Genomic DNA, 18388 nt, shown 5'->3' on the forward strand with positions numbered 1-18388 from the left:
AAAGTTAAAATTCTTTCATTACGTGCTAATTTCCGGTAAAATTAATAAAAAATACCCTGTTTATTTAAATAAATGATTAAAAATAGCTGATTTTCTTATCAAGGGAGGATTTTCGGGAGGACACAAATATACCCTTTAAATTAATATACGTCAATATCCAAAACTGATAAGTCAGTAAATTGTATATAATTATCACCTACACAATAAGTTTACAATGCATTTATGAAAGATTGTGTAATATTGAATTTTTACAAACGTATATGTTTACTGTTACATCTGAAGATAAAAATGGCGGTTCCAGGCCGCGGGTGGTGATAATTGGTGGTGGATTTGGCGGACTGGCACTAGCACAGAAATTGAAAAAGGCACAGGTGGATATATTGTTGCTTGATAAGCATAATTACCACACTTTTCAGCCGCTACTATACCAGGTGGCCATCGGCTCAATTGCTGCCGACTCTGTAGGATTTCCTATCCGCAGAATATTTACCAAACAGGAAAACTTCAGCTTTAATATGGCCGAGGTGCAAAAGATAAACCCTGAAAGCAATACAATATCAACCGATATAGGAACCATCCATTACGATTACCTGGTAATTGCAACCGGCTCAAACACCAATTTTTTTGGCAATCAGCAAATAGAGCATTTTGCCATGCCGATGAAAAATATCCCCGAGGCATTAAACCTGCGCAGTCTTATCCTGCAAAATTTGGAGACTGCACTGGTTACCACTGACATGAGGGAGAAATTCGCGCTGATGACATTCGTAGTTGTAGGCGGCGGCCCAACAGGCGTTGAACTTTCGGGCGCTCTTGCCGAAATGCGGCACTTGATTTTAGGCAAAGATTACCACGGGTTGAGCAAATATGATATGCGCGTTTACCTGGTTGAAGGTAAAGACCGGCTATTGGCAGGTATGACTGAACCCGCATCGGCGGCTGCTAAAAAGTTTTTAACTGATGGCGACGTAATTATATACAACAGCGCCCATGTGCAAAGCTATGATGGGTTTTATTTAACTATTGATAACGGCAAAACCATAAAAACCCGCAATGTGCTTTGGGCAGCAGGAGTGAAGGGCGAAGTCCCCGATGGTATTCCTGCAGATGTTGTTGTCAGGGGTTCACGAATTCAAACGGATGAAATAAACCGGGTAAAGGGCTATCAGAATATTTTTGCCATAGGTGATGTAGCCGCAATAATTACCGACGCAACGCCAAACGGACACCCAGGTGTTGCCCCGGCAGCGATACAACAGGGGCAGTGGCTGGGTAAAAACTTAATGCATTTAATTAAAGGTGAACCTACGGAGCCGTTTATTTATAAAGACAAGGGAACACTCGCGACCATAGGCCGCAACAAGGCCGTTGCCGATTTGGGCAAGTTGCATTTTCAGGGCCTTTTTGCCTGGCTACTTTGGGGAGGGGTGCATTTGATGTCATTGGCGGGTTTTTCAAATAAGGGGATAATATTTATAAGTTGGGTTATAAATTATTTCAATAAAAATAGTGATAACAGGCTCGTTGTAAGAAGCTTTAACACCGAAACACGCCTGGCCAACCAATCATCCAAATAGGGGAAAAGCCCGGTTAAAACATTTTGACGGTTATTGCCTTATTATGGTAATTAATCATCAATGGGACTATTCCTTATTATAGCACTGCTTGTAGTAGTAAGTGCCTTTTATTCGTATCTCAATGCCCGGTTTTTTAAGCTGCCAGGCACCATCGGTATTATTACTATCGCAATTATAGTGTCGATAGTTACTATTGCTGTCGACAAGCTAAATCCTTCTATCGCCGGTTATCTTACTGTGCTGGCAAAACACATCAACTTTTCGGGCACTGTTTTAAACATCATGCTGGGTTTCCTGCTTTTCGCAGGTTCGTTCACCTCAAACACCAAAAGGCTGCGGCGTGAGTTGAAACCGGTTTTTATTTTAAGCACACTCAGTGTAATCATATCTACGGCGGCATTTGGCGCCTTGTTTTACTATGGTACAATGCTGTTTAATATCCATATGTCGTTTGTATACTGCCTGTTATTTGGCGCGCTAATTTCGCCTACCGACCCTGTAGCTGTCGGGGCGATCATTCGTACCTCAAAGCTACCTGCCAACCTTGCTACTATTATATCGGGCGAATCGTTATTTAACGATGGAGTCGGTTTGGTGTTGTTTATAACCATATTAGAGGCAATAAAGTCGGGGGTAGATAATATAACTTTTGCGCAAACAGCACTATTGTTCGCCCGGGAAGTAGTCGGCGGCATTACGCTGGGTATAATATTGGGCTTTGTTGCCTTCCGGCTCATGAAGTCGATAACGGATTTTCAAACCATTGTTTTGGTTTCACTATCGGCGGTGATGAGTATTTCGGTTATTGCTACTTATCTCGATTTATCCATCCCGCTTGCAGTGGTATCTGCCGGGCTGTTTATGGGCAACCGTACAATTAATATTGACGAAAAGGAACGCTCGCATGAAGCGCTCGAAAAATTCTGGCAACTGATTGACGAAATGCTGAATACTATTCTATTTGTGATGATCGGCTTGCAAATGGTGAACCTGCCTTACATAACCAATTATTGGTTAACCGGTGGGATCGCGATTATCCTGATACTGATTGCCCGCTGGATAAGCATCATATTGCCGCTTACCTTTTTACGGCGAACATTAAATGTAAATTATAAAAACATCAATATACTAACCTGGGCAGGGGTAAGGGGAGGAATATCAATTGCGCTGGCGCTGTCTTTACCCATTAGCCCGTACCGGCATGTAATACTCTGCGGCAGCTATTTTATCGTGATATTTTCGATAGTAGTACAAGGGCTGACATTGAACAAGTTGATAGATGCTTCAATGAAGAAAAGTGAGTCCGAATAATCTAGTCCGCAAATATTTATAAACACTCGATTAGAAATACTAAAATAATTAGCATTTTAGCAGTGTAATTCAATTGCTGTTTATGAATGCTTATGCCGATTATTTGATGATAATTTCTTTGCCGACCGAACTGGTGAAGGAAATCAGCAGGTATAAGCGGGCATCTGTAAACGCAATCGGGCATTTTGAGGGGATGCATAGCAGAGCGTATATTTCGGTTACTCACCAGGTGCGTTGCAAGCCGTTTTTGGCACAGCCGGCAATTGTTCGGATGGGTCAACGACTTAGCACTATGCCGCCTGTTGAACTATATCTTAATGGCTTTGCGTACTTCAGCAATGGCCGTAGCGTGCGGACTATCTACGCCAAAATTGAGATGACCGAACGTGCCGAAAACTGGTTTAAGCTGCTAACCATGCAGATGGGTATAAAACTTCAAAACTTTGTGCCTCATATCACTATCGCCCGAAATATTCCGGTAACTGCATTTAATAAGCTTTGGCCCAACTTCGAGAACCGCGATTTTAAGCACCGCTTTATTGTTAATGGTCTTACAGTTTTACACCGCGATACTTTTGCTGAACAGCTTGAATGGAAAGTTCATAGGGAGTTGCATTTTGGGAATAAGTTGTTTGCATTTTGACCGAGAAGCGTCGAAATAGCCACAAAGTAACGGAGAATGCACAGAGCCTGTCGACTCAATATTATTTTTTATCTCTGTGACCTCTGTGTCCCCTCCTCCGTGTCTCTGCGGTTAAAAAATTTACCAAATTATCTTCAATTTAATTTGCAAATACTAAAAATATTAGCAATATTTGTTTTATCAAAAACGACGAGTTATGACAGGTTACCAGGACTACCTTATAGTGCTTACACCGAGTGACAGCATTTGCAAACGCATAAAACGGATTAAAGACGACAGTGCCGCTATAGTTGGCAATTACGACGGGCGGCACTCAAAGGCGCACGTCAGCATACAGCAATGGCCGCGTAAGAAGCCTGTTTGGATTGAAGCACTGCTACCCAAACTGGAGCGGGAGCTGTTAACCCTGCCACCACTGGTTACCGCCATCAATGGTTTTGATTTTTTCCATCACGAAGAAAACCCAACGATATATGCTCAGCTGGAACAAACGCCGGAAAGCACGTTATGGTTTAAACATTTGAAACGTTTTTTTAGTGGTGGCACATTTGTGCCACATATCGTGATGGCGCGCAATTTGCCGGGGCAATCGTTTAATAAACTTTGGCCTTATGTTAGCAAACAGCAATGGCGCGAGGAATTTAAAGTTGATAAGTTAACCATATTGCGCCGAGACATGATAGGGCATGATAACAGTTATAAAGTTTACAAAGAAATACCATTTAACCGCCGTTTAGACTTTAATACTTTCGCTAATTCGAAGTTAAAAGCGCCGGTAGCGGCCGAAAAGCCGGTAAATGCTGTGCAATTCAGTCTTTTTTAGTTTGATGTAACTAACTGTATAACAATATCTCAGCATTAAAATACCTGTACCTTATCACAATAAAGCCGCTTTTTTAACAATTTGTTAACCGGAAACAAAGGTTTTTATATCTTTGCGGCGGGGTAAGTCTTTTACGGCCAGCTCCTCTTGAACTCCCCCAGGGTGGGAACGCAGCAAGGGTAGAGAGTTGAGCGGCGCGATAAAAGTAGCTTACCCTTTTTTGTGGAATTAACTTTTTAAGGATAACCCATGTTAATGCTGATGTTAGCTTAAACATCCGCAACAGATCTAATACAAAGTCCTGGCAACATCCTGTCTTACATTCGTCGTTTTTTTGTCTTCTTTTGTTCGGCCATGAACTATGAACCATCAACTATGAACCAAACCAGCTATCTTCGCAATAAACATCTTCTAACAAATGCTCGATATACTCATCATAGGCGGCGGCCCCATCGGAATTGCCTGCGGATTAGCTGCCCAAAAAGCTGGTTTAAGCTTCTTAATTGTTGAAAAAGGCTGCCTGGTAAATTCATTATACAACTATCCTTCGACTATGACGTTTTTCTCTACATCAGAAAAACTCGAAATAGGCGGTATTCCATTTGTAACCATTAGTAACAAGCCAACCCGCGCAGAGGCTTTGGAGTATTACCGCAGGGTAGCTACATCAAATAACCTGCCCATCAACCTGTTTGAGGAAGTAACCTATTTGGTGAAAGAAAATGACATCTTTACTATAACAACCAGCAAGGCGACTTACCAGGCAAAAAAAGTGATCCTTTCAACAGGGTTTTATGATATTGCAGTAAAGCTCGATATCCCTGGTGAAGACCTCCCGAAAGTAAAACATTATTATAAAGACCCACATTATTACGCAATGCAAAAAGTAGTGGTAGTGGGTTCCAGCAACTCTGCTATTGATGTAGCGCTGGAGACCTACCGCAAAGGGGCTGAGGTAACATTGGTTATTCGCGGCGATGATGTTAGTCACCGGGTTAAATATTGGGTACGACCTGATATTTTAAACAGGATAAAAGAGGGGAGTATAAAAGCTTACTTCAATTCCAGTCTTACAGCTGTGCGTGAGCATGAGGTAGATATCGCGACTCCGGAAGGCACTGTTACCATCCCGAATGATTTCGTTATGGCGATGACCGGGTATCGGCCAAATTTTGAATTTCTGGAGAAACTGGGTATAACTTTAACCAACGATAAATTTATCCCCCATTATAACCCTGAAACTATGGAAACCAATTTACCGGGTCTTTACCTGGCGGGCGTAGTTTGCGGTGGAATGGATACGCACTTGTGGTTTATCGAGAATTCCCGGGTACATGCGGAGATGATTTTGAATGATATTGTTGGACAAGCTAAATGAACTCAATCAACAATTCAACTATTAACTCTCAATCAACTCAATATAATCAAATCAATTATTTCTTGCATAAGCAAAAAATAATGCGATAATTTGCACAAAATTAAAAAAAACACAACTAGCAACTAAAAAAATGAACCAACAAAGCTTAAATAAGCCCGTAACTAAAGCGCTTTTTGCGCCGGTTGCCGCTGCTTTGCTTTCAAACGTTTTTTTATTTTCTCCGTCACGACGAAGGCCGTATATGCCACGGGCTTGATATACTTTCTCACCCCGAGCCTTGTAAAGACGCAACTTTGCGCCTTTATTCCCAAAAATCATCTGGTTATTAACGCTGTAAAAGGCAATTAATTTAACGGTAATTTTTCCATTAATAATGATTAAAGATTTTGATATACAGGTTGCAACTGCCCAGCACGTTGATTTTGCCCCGCAAATATGCGATGAGATGGCCGAATCGGCCAAAGCACGCGGCACAGGCATAGCCCAGCGTTCACCTGAATACGTAGCCAATAAAATGCTGGAAGGCAAAGCAGTAATTGCATTCCATAAAGACGGCACCTGGGCGGGTTTCTGCTACATCGAAACCTGGAGCCATGGCGATTTTGTTGCCAATTCAGGCCTGATTGTTAGTCCGCAGTTTAGGAAAGAAGGCCTTGCCAAAGCGATAAAAGAAAACATCTTCAATTTATCGCGTAAAAAATATCCCAACGCAAAAATATTCGGACTAACCACAGGGTTAGCGGTTATGAAAATTAATTCCGAACTGGGTTATGAACCTGTAACCTACTCGGAGCTTACGCAGGACGAGGATTTTTGGGCCGGTTGCAAAAGCTGTGTCAATTACGATATATTGACCAGCAAGGGCCGCAAAAACTGCATGTGCACCGCCATGTTGTTCGATCCGGCTGAAAAACAGAAGGAGTACGAGGACAAAATGAAAAAGATTACGCATAAAGCCACATTGCTTGAGCGAATAGAGAATGCTATAAAGCGCAGAATTGAAAAATTTTCGTACAGCACCTCAAACTAATCGTAAAGACGCAAAATTTTGCGTCGCGCCTTAACAAAGGGAATTGCCCCATAACATCAATAATCCAGAGACGCAAATTATTGCGCCTCTACATCAAATAGATCAATGAAAAAGAAAGTTGTTTTAGCGTATAGCGGAGGATTAGATACCTCATTCTGTTGCATATATTTAACACAGGACTTAGGTTATGAAGTTCACAGTGTAATTGTAAACACTGGTGGTTTCAGCGAAGAAGAATTGAAGGGCGTTGAAGAACGCGCCTACAAAATGGGGGTTACATCACACCATGTGGTTGACGAAACCGAAAATTTCTATAATACCTGCGTTCGCTTTTTAATATATGGTAACGTGTTAAAAAACAACACCTACCCGCTGTCGGTAAGTGCTGAGCGTGTTAGCCAGGCAACAGCCATTGCGAACTACGCCAAAGAGATAGGCGCCGAATATGTAGCCCACGGCAGCACCGGCGCAGGTAACGACCAGGTGCGGTTTGATATGATATTTAATATCCTTGTTCCGGAAGTTCAAATTATTACGCCGATACGTGATTTGAAACTAAGCCGTGAAGCAGAAATTCAATACCTGAAAGATCACGGTGTTGAGATGAATTTTGAAAAAGCGAAATACTCTATTAATAAAGGTATTTGGGGTACTTCGGTTGGTGGTAAGGAAACTTTAACGTCAAATCTTGGGTTGCCTGAAGAAGCATGGCCTACGCAGGTTAGCGAAACAGGAGTGAGGGATATCGAACTGTTATTTGAAAAGGGCGAACTAATTGGCATTGATGGCGAGAAATTTGACCATCCGACTAAAGCTATACAGGCGCTGCAAGCGATTGCCCAACCTTACGGAATTGGCCGCGACATACATGTTGGCGATACTATCATCGGCATAAAAGGCCGTGTAGGTTTTGAGGCAGCTGCGCCAATGGTGATTATTAAAGCACACCATACTTTAGAAAAACACGTGCTTACCAAATGGCAACTATCATGGAAAGACCAGCTTTCATCGTTCTATGGAAACTGGTTGCATGAAGGACAGTTCCACGATCCGATTATGCGCAACATCGAAGCATTTTTGAGCGATACCCAGCAAAACGTTAGTGGGAAAGTGTTTGTGCAACTGCATCCATACCGGTTCCAGGTAATAGGTATTGAGTCAGCACATGATCTGATGTCGAACAAATTTGGAAGTTACGGCGAGATGAACAATGCATGGAGCGGTGAAGACGTAAAAGGTTTCTCGAAAATATTCGGCAACCAGGTAATGATATATCATAAAGTTAATTCGTAAGATAATGGGAGCAGAGAACATTTCGAAAACCAAAGTAAGAGCAGGCATCGTCGGTGGTGCCGGATATACGGGTGGCGAGATGCTGCGCATCCTTATCAACCACCCGAATGTTGAGCTGGTATTTGTACATAGCAGCAGCAATGCGGGCAATCATGTTTATGACGTACACACAGATTTATTTGGTGATACAGACCTGAAATTTGCCGCCGAACTAGCCTATAATATTGATGTATTGTTTTTGTGTGTTGGCCACGGCGACGCGAAGAAGTTTTTGGAAGCAAACCCCATTCCGGCCGATATTAAGATAATTGACCTTAGCCAGGATTTCAGGTTGAGCAACGATGCTTCTGGTCATAAAACACGGACTAAGACCTTTGTGTATGGTTTACCCGAATTAAACAGGGAAGCCATTAAACAGGCACAAAATATTGCTAATCCAGGCTGCTTCGCTACTTGTCTGCAATTGGGGCTATTGCCACTGGCATCAAAAGGGTTGCTAAAAGGGGAGGTGCATATCACCGCAACCACTGGATCTACTGGCGCGGGGCAAAGTTTGTCGCCAACATCGCACTTTACCTGGCGAAATGATAACCTTTCGGTTTACAAGGCATTTGAACACCAACACCTGAACGAGATAGGACAATCATTAAAACAACTACAACCCGGTTTAAATCAGCCGATAAACTTTATTCCATATCGCGGCGATTTTACCCGCGGTATAATAGCATCGATGTATGTTGATTGCGACCTATCGGAAGCAGAAGCTTTAAAGCTGTACCATCAATATTATGATTTACATGCGTTTACTCATGTAACAAGCCATAACATCGACCTGAAACAAATTGTGAATACCAATAAGTGTTTTTTACAGGTTAAGAAGCACGGTGCAAAACTTCTGATAATAAGCATTTTAGATAATTTGCTTAAAGGGGCTTCAGGTCAAGCCGTCCAAAATATGAATTTGATGTTTGGGTTAGATGAGAAAGAGGGATTAAGGTTAAAAGCCACCGCATTTTAAGGCAAGATAAATATTAACAAACTTGTCATTGCGAGGTACGAAGCAATCGCATACTATACAGGGCGGACTTTCAAAGTTCGCGATTGCTTCGTACCTCGCAATGACAGCGATAATAATTAGACAGAATGAAATTATTCGATGTATACCCTATAAATCCAATCAACATTGTTAAAGGTGTTGGTAGTCTTGTTTTTGATGACAAAGGCACAGAGTACTTAGATCTCTATGGCGGCCACGCCGTTATTTCTATCGGGCATACTAACCCGCATTACGTAAAACGATTGGAAGACCAGTTGCACCAGATTGGGTTTTATTCAAACTCTATCGAAATTCCATTGCAAAAACAACTGGCTGAAAAGTTGGGCCACGTATCCGGCAAGGAAGATTACCAGCTGTTTCTGTGTAATTCGGGCGCGGAGGCTAATGAAAATGCACTAAAACTGGCTTCTTTTTATAATGGAAAAAAGAAAGTTATAGCTTTTAAAGGCGCTTTCCATGGACGTACATCACTGGCTGTTTCGGCAACGGACAATCCTAAAATTATAGCACCGGTTAACGAAACAGATAACGTAATATTTTTACCATGGAAGGACGAAGCGGCTTTGGAGCAGGCATTCGCCGAAAATGAAATATCCTCGGTAATTATTGAAGGCATACAGGGAGTAGGCGGCATACAGGTTGCGCCGGAAAGTTTCCTGCAAAAAATACGGTCGCTTTGTGATGCCAACAACGCTGTGTTTATCGCTGATTCGGTGCAATGCGGATATGGGCGTACCGGCAAGTTTTTCTCTCATGATTTTGCGAGCGTTGAGGCTGATATATACACACTCGCAAAAGGCATGGGCAACGGGTTCCCCATAGGAGGTATTATCATATCACCCAAAATTCAACCGGCATACGGCATGTTAGGTACTACCTTCGGCGGTAATCATTTGGCATGTGCTGCTGGCTTAGCGGTATTGGAAGTAATGGAACGCGATAACCTGATGCAAAATGCAGCCGATGTAGGCGGTTATTTAATGGATGAGATTAAGAAATTCAAACAAGTTACCGAAGTACGCGGCCGCGGACTGATGATCGGTATCGAACTGCCGGCTGAATTTGCGCACATGCGTAAAGAGTTACTATTTAAACACCACATTTTTACCGGCGAAGCAAAACCTAACGTGGTGAGGCTTTTACCTGCTTTGAATTTAACCAAAGCGCACGCTGACAGATTTTTAGAAGCGTTTGCAACCATATTAAATCAACCATCATAACCTTTATACCGGCCATGAAACTATTTTCCTCTGTAAATGATGTTCCTGATGTAAACGCGCTTGTAAAAGAGGCGCTGCATTTAAAACAGAACCCATATGCTTATAAAGATTTGGGTGAAAATAAAACCATGGCCCTTGTTTTTTTAAACCCGAGCCTTCGTACTCGTATGAGCACCCAAAAAGCAGCCCTTAACCTGGGTATGAACGTGATGGTGCTGAATATGGATAAAGAAGGATGGGCACTGGAACTGCGCGACAACATAATAATGAATGGTACTACAGTTGAACACATCCGTGAGGCAGCTGCAGTAATGGGGCAATATGCTGATATCATCGGTGTACGGTCGTTCCCGGGTTTAAAAGACAGGGATGAGGATTATAGTGAAATGATTTTTAACAAGTTTGTGCAATTTTGCGGGGTTCCGGTGGTAAGTTTGGAGTCGGCTACCCGCCACCCGTTGCAAAGCCTGGCCGACTTGATAACAATAGAAGAACTGAAAACCCGCAGCCGCCCCAAGGTAGTATTAACCTGGGCACCGCATATTAAACCTTTACCGCAGGCTGTGCCGAATTCATTTGCTGAATGGATGTGTAAGGCTGATGTTGATTTTACTATAGCCCAACCGGCAGGATACGAGCTTTGTGAGGATTTTACCAAAGGTGCAACAATTACCTATAACCAGGATGAAGCGTTGGCTGATGCCGATTTTATTTACGTGAAAAATTGGTCGGCTTACGAGCCTTATGGACAAGTTACGCCGATAAAAGAAGATTGGATGCTAACAAATGACCGGTTAAAAATTACCAATAATGCTAAAGTGATGCATTGTTTGCCTGTAAGGCGTGATTTAGAGTTATCATCAGAAATACTCGACGGGCCTTCGTCCATAGTTGTTCATGAGGCTGCAAATAGGGTTTGGGCGGCGCAAGCTGTGTTAAAGAGGATGCTGGAACGATTAAGTTGAAAACCGACGTTATCATTTTGATAGAAATAGACGATTTGGGCAGGCTTTGTATCTGTCCTGAAAAAGAGGAATTTACATTGATTTTTAGAACAGCTACAGAAGTTCACTGGGATGGCAAGGGCCGCTTCCTTTATTCGCCTAAGCCACAGGAATGGTCGTACTTTGAATGGTATAAACATATCACATCGGTGGTTATGGAGGAGTTTAATTGCGAGCTGTTGCTTAATAGTAATACCCGATTTGATAATCTACCAGAAAATCTGCTGAATCAAATTTTATTGAAGTAACCGCAATCGCTAACTTTACAGCATGTTTATCCCATCCGTCAATAAATTTGAAGATACCGACGAAATAGTAGCCTTCATGCAGCGCTACAGCTTCGCCACAATAATCACCGCTAAAGATGGTATACCAATCGCTACGCATCTGCCGTTCATTATAACACGCGTGGATGATAAAGTTATTTTAAAATCGCACCTCGCTAAAGCTAATCCACAGTCAGAAGATATAGTCAATAATAAATCGCTGGTGATTTTTACTGAACCGCATGCATACATCTCCCCAAAAAACTACGAAAAAGAACTTAATGTGCCGACGTGGAATTACCTCGCGGTTCATGCGTATGGCAACTGCGTTATTTTAGACAGCGAGGAAGAAAAAGCTGCCTTACTTGCAGAAACTATAAAATATTACGAGGCCGACTATCTAAAACAATACGAAAGCTTATCGGATGACTATAAACACAAAATGATGAAGGGCATTGTTGCCTTTCAAATTATTGTGGATGACTTGCAAGCCAAAAAGAAGCTAAGCCAAAACCGCAGCGAAAAAGAGCGGGAGCATATTGTTGAAAGCCTGGGAAAATCTGAAGATAAGAGCGAACAGGATATTGCTGCTTACATGAAGCAGCTACCCAAGTAAGATCAAAAGACCTTTTAAGCTTTGCCTTTCGTGTTTTACGTGTAGTTGTATTTGCTAATTATATTAGTATTTACTACATTTGTTTTATGCCAGCCAAACGCATCATCATGCATATCGACCTCGATTCGTTTTTCGTTTCAGTGGAGCGAAAATTCGACCCGTCGTTGATTGGCAAACCTGTAATTATAGGTGGCTCGGCGGAGCGCGGGGTAGTGGCCAGTTGCAGTTACGAAGCGCGTAAATACGGCATCCATTCGGCTATGCCAACAAAGCAAGCTTATAAACTTTGTCCGCATGCTATATTTTTACGGGGCTCACATGGGCGCTATGGCGAGGCCAGTCGCGAGGTTACCGAGATCATCAATAACGCGGTGCCATTGTTTATGAAAACATCAGTAGATGAGTTTTATGTAGATTATACCGGTATGGACCGCTTTCATAACTGTTATAAACACGCATCCGAGCTGCGACAAAAAATAATGAAGGATACCGAACTGCCAATATCCTTCGCCATGTCGTCGGGCAAAACGGTATCCAAAATGGCTACTAACCAGGCTAAGCCAAATGGGCAGCTGTATATTCCACACGGCGCGGAGAAACAGTTTTTAGCACCACTATCCATCACTAAAATTCCGGGATTGGGCGAGAGTACCAGTCAGAAACTTTTTCAATATGGAATAGAACGCATTGGACAATTGCAAAAAATGGATATCCGTTTTTTAGAGTCGGTATTTGGTAAGATGGGGCGCTTTATTTGGGAAAAGGCGCAGGGCATTGACCACGGCGAGATCATCCCGCACAGCGAACGTAAATCTATATCAACGGAACACACTTTTCATACCAACATCGCCGACAGGCAAAATATTGAAACCATTCTCGTTTCAATGACGGAAGAATTATCGTCCAAATTGCGCAAGGAAAACAAACTGGCATCCTGCCTGGCTATAAAAGTGCGTTATGCCAATTTTGAGACCCACACCCAACAGGAAAAAATACCACTAACTGCCGCCGAACACATACTGATACCCGGTGTGAAAAACCTGCTGAAAAAAGCCTGGAACCAGCACCGGCCGATAAGACTAATAGGAGTAAGGCTAAGCAACCTGGCAACCGGAAGTTACCAGATAAACCTGTTTGAAGATAATGAGGAACAGATACGGCTTTACCAGGCCATGGACAAAATTAACTTTAAGTTTGGCGAGAAAACGGTTTGCCGGGCAGCAGGTATGGAAATTGGAACAAGGAATTTTAATCCGTTTATGCGTGGGTGACCGCTGATTTAGGGTGATTAAAATGATTTCACTGATTTTGTTCAAACTAAATCTTTATGTAAATCGTTCCCTTAATATGATTATTAATCGTTTTGATATGCAAAAGATGACTTTTTCGGCGTTTTTTTGTTTTATGCTGATGTTCGCCTACCAGGTTTCAGCACAGGTAATTGCCGGTAACTACGCCATCAAAAACGTCCAACCCGGGATGTTGCTAAGGGTTAAAGATGCCCATTCCGAAAATGGTACACCGATGGTTAGCTACAATCCTGAAAATTGGAAATGCATGAACTGGGATTTCAAACATGTTGATGGCAATACTTACCAGCTGCAAAACCTGCTTACAAATAAAACTTTTCAAACCAAAGGAAACGCCAGAGCGGGCGCAACTTTTGAAGAACAGCCTTTGAACGCAGGTTCTGTTCAGCAGCAGTATGTTTTTGAACCGGCAGGCGTGGACGTTTATATGATAAAATTAAAAGGAACAGATCTATATATTACCGCAGACAAAAGCGGTGAAGTAAATTCGCCAATAACACTGTCAGCGAAAACCAACACTGAAAATCAATATTGGGCTATATATCAGCAGGCACCTACTATGTGACCGGGATTTTTAGGATTCGTTGGATTATAAGATTTAAGCGGACTGAAAAAATCCTACCATCCAATAAATCCTAAAAATCATAGGTCTTTCTTCATTAGTAAATCCGTCTGCTTGTCATCACCCAACATAAAATCATGGCTGCCGCAAAGTTCAAAACCTTGGTGCTTATAAAAACCCAAAGCCTTTTCATTGTGTTCCCATACACCTAGCCATACGTAGGCAAATTGCTTACTTAGGGCTGTATTTATAGCAAAATCGAGCAATTGCTTCCCGATTTGTTTACCAGGATGCTCGCCTGATACATATATACGTTCAACTTCCAGCGCATTTTTATCCTTGTATTCTGTTTGCGCATCGTTAAAATTTAGTTTGATATAGCCGACGATTACGTCGTTGAGCATTGCAAAATAAAATTCAGAATCCGGATTACTAAGCTGGCTTTGCATGTTTTGCATTGTAAACGCAACGGAAGAGTAGGCCTCCATATTTGCAGGCTCATTTAAATGAGCGAAAAACTCGTAAAATGTTTTTTTGCTGTAATCCAACAGTATACCAGCTTGTGATAGTTCTGCCTTTTTGATTTGAATGTTCGACAATTTGATAATTTGAAGATGTTGAAAACCTAAATACAAGAATAATAATTTTCAAATCAACACATCATCAAATTTTAAAAATTAAAAACTAATCAAATTGTTCCTGCAGGCGTATCAACCTGTCGATCATTAAATTCAGCTTTTCTTCCTCATTTTTAAACATCCTCGGTTTTAAATAAAAGGTGATGAACAAAAACCAAATGATGATGGAGCCATAGGTTACCAGTTTAAAGTAGGTGGGTGCATCCTCCAATACCTCAATAAAATACAGCGCCAGGCCAGTGCTTATCATCAGCATAAAAACATAGTAAAACCAGCCGATAGTTTTGGTGCGGTTTTTTTGATATTCTTTAAGCGTATTGAGGTATTCCGTTGGGTTTTGAGTGAGGTCGTGCTTGTTCAAGATGTGGTAGTGGCGTACTATAAGGGACAAGTATAGCAGCATGGTTACTAAAATCAGCAATATGCCGACTATAGTGGCGGGAGAGCGGAAAGCAAAAAAGAAAGTTATAATAAAGGCGCAAACTATCAACCCAATCATGGCAACAATACCCCAGTAAAGTTTACTGGTTATGCCGCGTATCCCTTTCTTCACCTGCTTTAACGCCTCGTCCACCGAAAGCTTGTCGTGTTTTGGCTGTCCCTGCCAAACCGACATTAAATGCTCAAATTCTTTCATAGTGGTTATACAATTCGGTTAGTTTTTGTTTAATACGATAAATTTTCACCCGCAGATTTCCTTCTGATATCCCCGAAACTTCAGCGATTTCGGGGTATGGCACCTCATCAAGTACCAATGTAATAATAATTCTTTCCGATTCTTCCAACTTCGATATGCACTTATAGAGCAGGGCCACCTGCTCGTTTTTTTCAGATACTTCTTCTTTTTTTGTTTCAGATATTAAGGGTGTAAGCTCGTCTTTTGCCTGTCGTTTTTCCGACCGCAGGTAAGTAAGGCAAGTATTGACAGCAATACGGTATATCCAGGTCGATATCATAGCCTGGTTGCGGAATTTGTCGAGGTTTTGCCAGACTTTTAAAAAGGTTTCCTGTAAAAGGTCGCTCGCAGCATCATCATCACCTGTATAACCGTAGCACAAATGGTAGATTTTTTTTGAATTGGCTTCGTAAATCTTCTTAAAAGCTGCTTCTTTTTCTGCCACTATCAGTTAATTTATTAGTTAGATTTTAAAACACCAAAGATGTTACAACAAATAGTCATTCTTGTAAAACCACGGGAATTTATTTTCAGCCGCTGCAATTAAAGTATTATACTCCTGGCTGTAATCAAATTGCAAATCCTCATGCAGCTTATTTATGCTTGCGTTTATTTTTTGCACCTGCCGAACCAGTATCATCCGCAACGGTTTGTACGAGGTGTTGCGGTTGATGTATTGCAAGTAGTTGTTGCAAAAATTGAGCAACAACTCTATTTCAGCCGGTTTCGAGCCCATGAATTTGGTATACTTGCTTATCAGCCTCAACACCTTACGCACGCTTTTCGACGCCAGGTAACTGTGCGACGGCAACTGGCTAAGCATAAAGCCAACTTCGGCCTTTACTTTTTCAACAAACGCATGTTCGTCATTTGCTTCAAATAGAAGGTAAGCCAGCAATTCTTTGTTTTCCTTTTTATACCGCACCAGTCGCAGGCAAAGCTCGGCAACCTGCTCCTGCGGCAAATGCTGAACTTCTTTTTTTATATCCTGTAAGCCATAGGTAGTTATGCTCATTGTAGTAAATATGCTGCAAATTACTAAATTTTGTAGTATAACGCTAATGAGGAGGTATGGTTTTATACGCGACGGGAATCAAAGACATAAATGTTCATAATACAATTACAACATTGTTTTAGTTAATGCATTTTGATATTATTGTAAAACCAATTATGCAATCGATTTCACACATGCAAACCAACAAACGCAAAACATGGCAGCAGATACTGTAAACATCAACGGCAAGGCTAAAATCAATAACACTTATGACGCCATTGTTATTGGCTCTGGTATAAGTGGCGGCTGGGCTGCCAAGGAGCTTACCGGTCGGGGACTAAAAACCATAATGCTGGAACGTGGGCGTAATTTTGAACATTTAAAAGACTATAAATCTGCCGCAAAAGACCCCTGGGAACTTGAACACCGCGGCAACCCGACACAAATGGAGCGGCGTGCGCGCCCGGTTATTTCGCGCAACTGGGGTGCTTACGAGCCGATTATGGATTATTGGGCGAACGAACAGGACGCACCCTATACCGAAATAAAGCCATTTAACTGGTGGCGTTCATACCAGTTAGGTGGCCGTTCTATTTTATGGGGACGCCAAAGCTACCGGTGGAGCGATTTTGACTTTGAAGCCAATGCCAAAGATGGCTGGGCAATAGACTGGCCCATACGCTATAAAGACCTTGCGCCATGGTACGATCATGTAGAAAAATTTGCCGGTGTAAATGGCTCGATAGAGGGCCTGCCGCAACTGCCGGATGGTCATTTTTTGAAGCCGATGGATTTAAACGTGGTGGAAAAAGATGTGGCTGAACGTTTGAAAAAACACTACAACAACACCCGCCATATGATAATTGGCCGCAGCGCTAATCTTACCGAGGCAATTCCGGATAGAACTGCCTGCCATTTCAGGAACCGTTGCTGGGAAGGATGCCCGTTTGGCGGGTATTTTAGCACGCAGTCGTCAACTTTGCCGGCAGCTGTAGCAACCGGTAATTTAACGGTAAGGCCGTTTTCGATTGTTACCAAAATCATTTATGATAAAAACACTAAAAAAGCAACGGGGGTTGAGATTGTTGATGCCGAAACGCACCAAACCTACGAGTATCATGCAAAAATTGTGTTTGTAAATGCATCAACACTGAACAGCGCGTGGGTGTTGATGAATTCGGCGACCGACATTTGGCCAGATGGCTTAGGCAGCAGCAGTGGCGAACTGGGGCATAACATAATGGATCATCATTATAACCTGGGTGCATCGGGCACGATTGAAGGATACGAGGATAAATACTATTTTGGAAGAAGACCAAATGGTATTTATTTGGTGCGGTTTGCCAACCTGCCCGGCGATACGAAGCGGGACTATATGCGTGGTTTTGGCTATTAGGGTTCAGCGAGCCGCGAGGGCTGGAGCAGAAATATTGCGGAGTTAAACGTGGGCGCAGCCTTTAAAGAGGCAATTACTGAACCGGGTCAATGGGCGATAGGGATCACTGGTTTTGGTGAGTTGCTGCCATACCATGATAACAAAATTACGCTGGATAAAGACAGGAAAGACAAATGGGGCCTGCCGATTTTGGCTATGGATGCCGAAATAAAAGATAACGAAAAGAAAATGCGTGTCGATATTGTAAAAGAGGCGCGCGAAATGCTGGAAAATGCGGGCGTAAAAAACGTCCAATCGTGGGACAGGGGGCATAACGTAGGCGATGGCATCCACGAGATGGGCACTGCCCGCATGGGCCGCGATCCGAAAACATCGGTGTTGAACGAGCATAACCAGGTTTGGGATGCTAAAAACGTGTTTGTTACTGATGGTGCCTGTATGGTTTCGTCAGCCTGCCAAAACCCGTCATTAACTTATATGGCTTTAACTGCCCGTGCGGCTAATTTTGCTGCGGACGAATTGAAGAAAGGAAATATCTAAAAGGAGGTAAAAGTTGAAAGGTTAAAGGCGAAAGCTGAAAGGTAATTGATACTT

At 42.3% G+C, this 18388-nt stretch carries 19 protein-coding genes, 1 other RNA gene and 1 pseudogene; 16 read left to right on the forward strand and 5 right to left on the reverse strand.

Going from position 1 to position 18388, the window contains the following annotated elements; translation table 11 throughout:
- Positions 1-260: 260 nt before the first annotated feature.
- The 6 genes from Q0R52_RS15895 (at position 261) to Q0R52_RS15920 (ending at position 5732) form a co-directional block, all read left to right on the forward strand.
- Positions 261-1577 carry an NAD(P)/FAD-dependent oxidoreductase gene (locus tag Q0R52_RS15895; protein WP_295795999.1) on the forward strand — a complete coding sequence of 439 codons (1317 nt, stop codon included), beginning with the start codon at positions 261-263 and terminating at the stop codon, positions 1575-1577.
- A 60-nt stretch (positions 1578-1637) separates the two neighbouring features.
- A complete protein-coding gene (locus Q0R52_RS15900) occupies positions 1638-2888 on the forward strand; it encodes a sodium:proton antiporter (protein WP_295796001.1) in 1251 nt (416 codons plus the stop codon).
- An 82-nt stretch (positions 2889-2970) separates the two neighbouring features.
- On the forward strand, positions 2971-3531 hold the full coding sequence (locus Q0R52_RS15905; RefSeq protein ID WP_295796003.1) for a 2'-5' RNA ligase family protein: 561 nt from the start codon (positions 2971-2973) through the stop codon (positions 3529-3531).
- Positions 3532-3727: 196 nt separating this feature from the next.
- Positions 3728-4354: a 2'-5' RNA ligase family protein gene (locus Q0R52_RS15910; RefSeq protein ID WP_295796005.1), complete on the forward strand. Its 627-nt coding sequence runs from the start codon at positions 3728-3730 to the stop codon at positions 4352-4354.
- Positions 4355-4474: 120 nt separating this feature from the next.
- An RNA gene (gene ffs / locus Q0R52_RS15915) (signal recognition particle sRNA small type) lies at positions 4475-4573 on the forward strand.
- A 199-nt stretch (positions 4574-4772) separates the two neighbouring features.
- Positions 4773-5732: a YpdA family putative bacillithiol disulfide reductase gene (locus Q0R52_RS15920; RefSeq protein WP_295796007.1), complete on the forward strand. Its 960-nt coding sequence runs from the start codon at positions 4773-4775 to the stop codon at positions 5730-5732.
- Between the two features lie 51 nt (positions 5733-5783).
- On the opposite strand, the gene Q0R52_RS15925 is transcribed toward Q0R52_RS15920, so the two are convergent.
- A complete protein-coding gene (locus tag Q0R52_RS15925) occupies positions 5784-6050 on the reverse strand; it encodes a hypothetical protein (RefSeq protein WP_295796009.1) in 267 nt (88 codons plus the stop codon).
- 52 nt (positions 6051-6102) lie between these two features.
- Between Q0R52_RS15925 and Q0R52_RS15930 the strand changes: the two genes are divergently transcribed.
- From Q0R52_RS15930 to Q0R52_RS15970, 9 genes are all read left to right on the forward strand, one after another.
- Positions 6103-6762, forward strand: coding sequence for a GNAT family N-acetyltransferase (locus Q0R52_RS15930; RefSeq protein WP_295796209.1), 660 nt, complete (start codon positions 6103-6105; stop codon positions 6760-6762).
- 105 nt (positions 6763-6867) lie between these two features.
- Positions 6868-8055 carry an argininosuccinate synthase gene (gene argG / locus Q0R52_RS15935; RefSeq protein WP_295796012.1) on the forward strand — a complete coding sequence of 396 codons (1188 nt, stop codon included), beginning with the start codon at positions 6868-6870 and terminating at the stop codon, positions 8053-8055.
- A 4-nt stretch (positions 8056-8059) separates the two neighbouring features.
- The gene (gene argC, locus Q0R52_RS15940; protein WP_295796013.1) at positions 8060-9073 is read left to right on the forward strand and encodes an N-acetyl-gamma-glutamyl-phosphate reductase; all 1014 of its coding nucleotides are present in this window, start codon (positions 8060-8062) and stop codon (positions 9071-9073) included.
- Positions 9074-9198: 125 nt separating this feature from the next.
- Entirely contained in the window at positions 9199-10332 is a 1134-nt protein-coding gene (locus tag Q0R52_RS15945; RefSeq protein ID WP_295796015.1) for an aminotransferase class III-fold pyridoxal phosphate-dependent enzyme, read from the forward strand.
- A 14-nt stretch (positions 10333-10346) separates the two neighbouring features.
- Positions 10347-11297 (forward strand): acetylornithine carbamoyltransferase, encoded by a 951-nt coding sequence (locus tag Q0R52_RS15950; RefSeq protein WP_295796017.1) that lies wholly within the window; start codon positions 10347-10349, stop codon positions 11295-11297.
- 17 nt (positions 11298-11314) lie between these two features.
- Positions 11315-11584: a hypothetical protein gene (locus Q0R52_RS15955; RefSeq protein WP_295796019.1), complete on the forward strand. Its 270-nt coding sequence runs from the start codon at positions 11315-11317 to the stop codon at positions 11582-11584.
- A 22-nt stretch (positions 11585-11606) separates the two neighbouring features.
- Entirely contained in the window at positions 11607-12218 is a 612-nt protein-coding gene (locus Q0R52_RS15960) for an FMN-binding negative transcriptional regulator (RefSeq protein WP_295796021.1), read from the forward strand.
- Positions 12219-12304: 86 nt separating this feature from the next.
- Positions 12305-13489 (forward strand): DNA polymerase IV, encoded by a 1185-nt coding sequence (dinB, locus tag Q0R52_RS15965; protein ID WP_295796022.1) that lies wholly within the window; start codon positions 12305-12307, stop codon positions 13487-13489.
- A gap of 97 nt (positions 13490-13586) precedes the next feature.
- Positions 13587-14093 carry an RICIN domain-containing protein gene (locus Q0R52_RS15970; protein ID WP_295796024.1) on the forward strand — a complete coding sequence of 169 codons (507 nt, stop codon included), beginning with the start codon at positions 13587-13589 and terminating at the stop codon, positions 14091-14093.
- A gap of 77 nt (positions 14094-14170) precedes the next feature.
- Here the strand turns inward: Q0R52_RS15970 and Q0R52_RS15975 are convergent, their stop codons facing one another.
- From Q0R52_RS15975 to Q0R52_RS15990, 4 genes are all read right to left on the reverse strand, one after another.
- Positions 14171-14689: a GNAT family N-acetyltransferase gene (locus Q0R52_RS15975; RefSeq protein WP_295796026.1), complete on the reverse strand. Its 519-nt coding sequence runs from the start codon at positions 14687-14689 to the stop codon at positions 14171-14173.
- 85 nt (positions 14690-14774) lie between these two features.
- Positions 14775-15365 carry a hypothetical protein gene (locus Q0R52_RS15980; protein ID WP_252790308.1) on the reverse strand — a complete coding sequence of 197 codons (591 nt, stop codon included), beginning with the start codon at positions 15363-15365 and terminating at the stop codon, positions 14775-14777.
- A complete protein-coding gene (locus Q0R52_RS15985; RefSeq protein ID WP_252790307.1) occupies positions 15352-15849 on the reverse strand; it encodes an RNA polymerase sigma factor in 498 nt (165 codons plus the stop codon). The genes Q0R52_RS15980 and Q0R52_RS15985 overlap by 14 nt, the downstream gene beginning before the upstream one ends.
- Positions 15850-15891: 42 nt before the next feature.
- A complete protein-coding gene (locus tag Q0R52_RS15990; RefSeq protein ID WP_295796032.1) occupies positions 15892-16419 on the reverse strand; it encodes a hypothetical protein in 528 nt (175 codons plus the stop codon).
- A 196-nt stretch (positions 16420-16615) separates the two neighbouring features.
- Between Q0R52_RS15990 and Q0R52_RS15995 the strand changes: the two are divergent.
- Positions 16616-18334 (forward strand): annotated as a pseudogene (locus Q0R52_RS15995) (GMC family oxidoreductase).
- Positions 18335-18388: the final 54 nt, after the last annotated feature.

Origin of the sequence: Mucilaginibacter sp. (genome assembly GCF_025359345.1) — a bacterium.
GTDB lineage: Bacteria > Bacteroidota > Bacteroidia > Sphingobacteriales > Sphingobacteriaceae > Mucilaginibacter.

Bases quoted from the DNA above. Each gene is read 5' to 3' on its own strand.
- Q0R52_RS15895 (WP_295795999.1), top strand. From the start codon at position 261: ATGTTTACTGTTACATCTGAAGATAAAAATGGCGGTTCCAGGCCGCGG.
- Q0R52_RS15900 (WP_295796001.1), top strand. From the start codon at position 1,638: ATGGGACTATTCCTTATTATAGCACTGCTTGTAGTAGTAAGTGCCTTT.
- Q0R52_RS15905 (WP_295796003.1), top strand. From the start codon at position 2,971: ATGAATGCTTATGCCGATTATTTGATGATAATTTCTTTGCCGACCGAA.
- Q0R52_RS15910 (WP_295796005.1), top strand. From the start codon at position 3,728: ATGACAGGTTACCAGGACTACCTTATAGTGCTTACACCGAGTGACAGC.
- Q0R52_RS15920 (WP_295796007.1), top strand. From the start codon at position 4,773: ATGCTCGATATACTCATCATAGGCGGCGGCCCCATCGGAATTGCCTGC.
- Q0R52_RS15925 (WP_295796009.1), bottom strand. From the start codon at position 6,050: ATGATTTTTGGGAATAAAGGCGCAAAGTTGCGTCTTTACAAGGCTCGG.
- argG (WP_295796012.1), top strand. From the start codon at position 6,868: ATGAAAAAGAAAGTTGTTTTAGCGTATAGCGGAGGATTAGATACCTCA.
- argC (WP_295796013.1), top strand. From the start codon at position 8,060: ATGGGAGCAGAGAACATTTCGAAAACCAAAGTAAGAGCAGGCATCGTC.
- Q0R52_RS15945 (WP_295796015.1), top strand. From the start codon at position 9,199: ATGAAATTATTCGATGTATACCCTATAAATCCAATCAACATTGTTAAA.
- Q0R52_RS15950 (WP_295796017.1), top strand. From the start codon at position 10,347: ATGAAACTATTTTCCTCTGTAAATGATGTTCCTGATGTAAACGCGCTT.
- Q0R52_RS15960 (WP_295796021.1), top strand. From the start codon at position 11,607: ATGTTTATCCCATCCGTCAATAAATTTGAAGATACCGACGAAATAGTA.
- dinB (WP_295796022.1), top strand. From the start codon at position 12,305: ATGCCAGCCAAACGCATCATCATGCATATCGACCTCGATTCGTTTTTC.
- Q0R52_RS15970 (WP_295796024.1), top strand. From the start codon at position 13,587: ATGCAAAAGATGACTTTTTCGGCGTTTTTTTGTTTTATGCTGATGTTC.
- Q0R52_RS15980 (WP_252790308.1), bottom strand. From the start codon at position 15,365: ATGAAAGAATTTGAGCATTTAATGTCGGTTTGGCAGGGACAGCCAAAA.
- Q0R52_RS15990 (WP_295796032.1), bottom strand. From the start codon at position 16,419: ATGAGCATAACTACCTATGGCTTACAGGATATAAAAAAAGAAGTTCAG.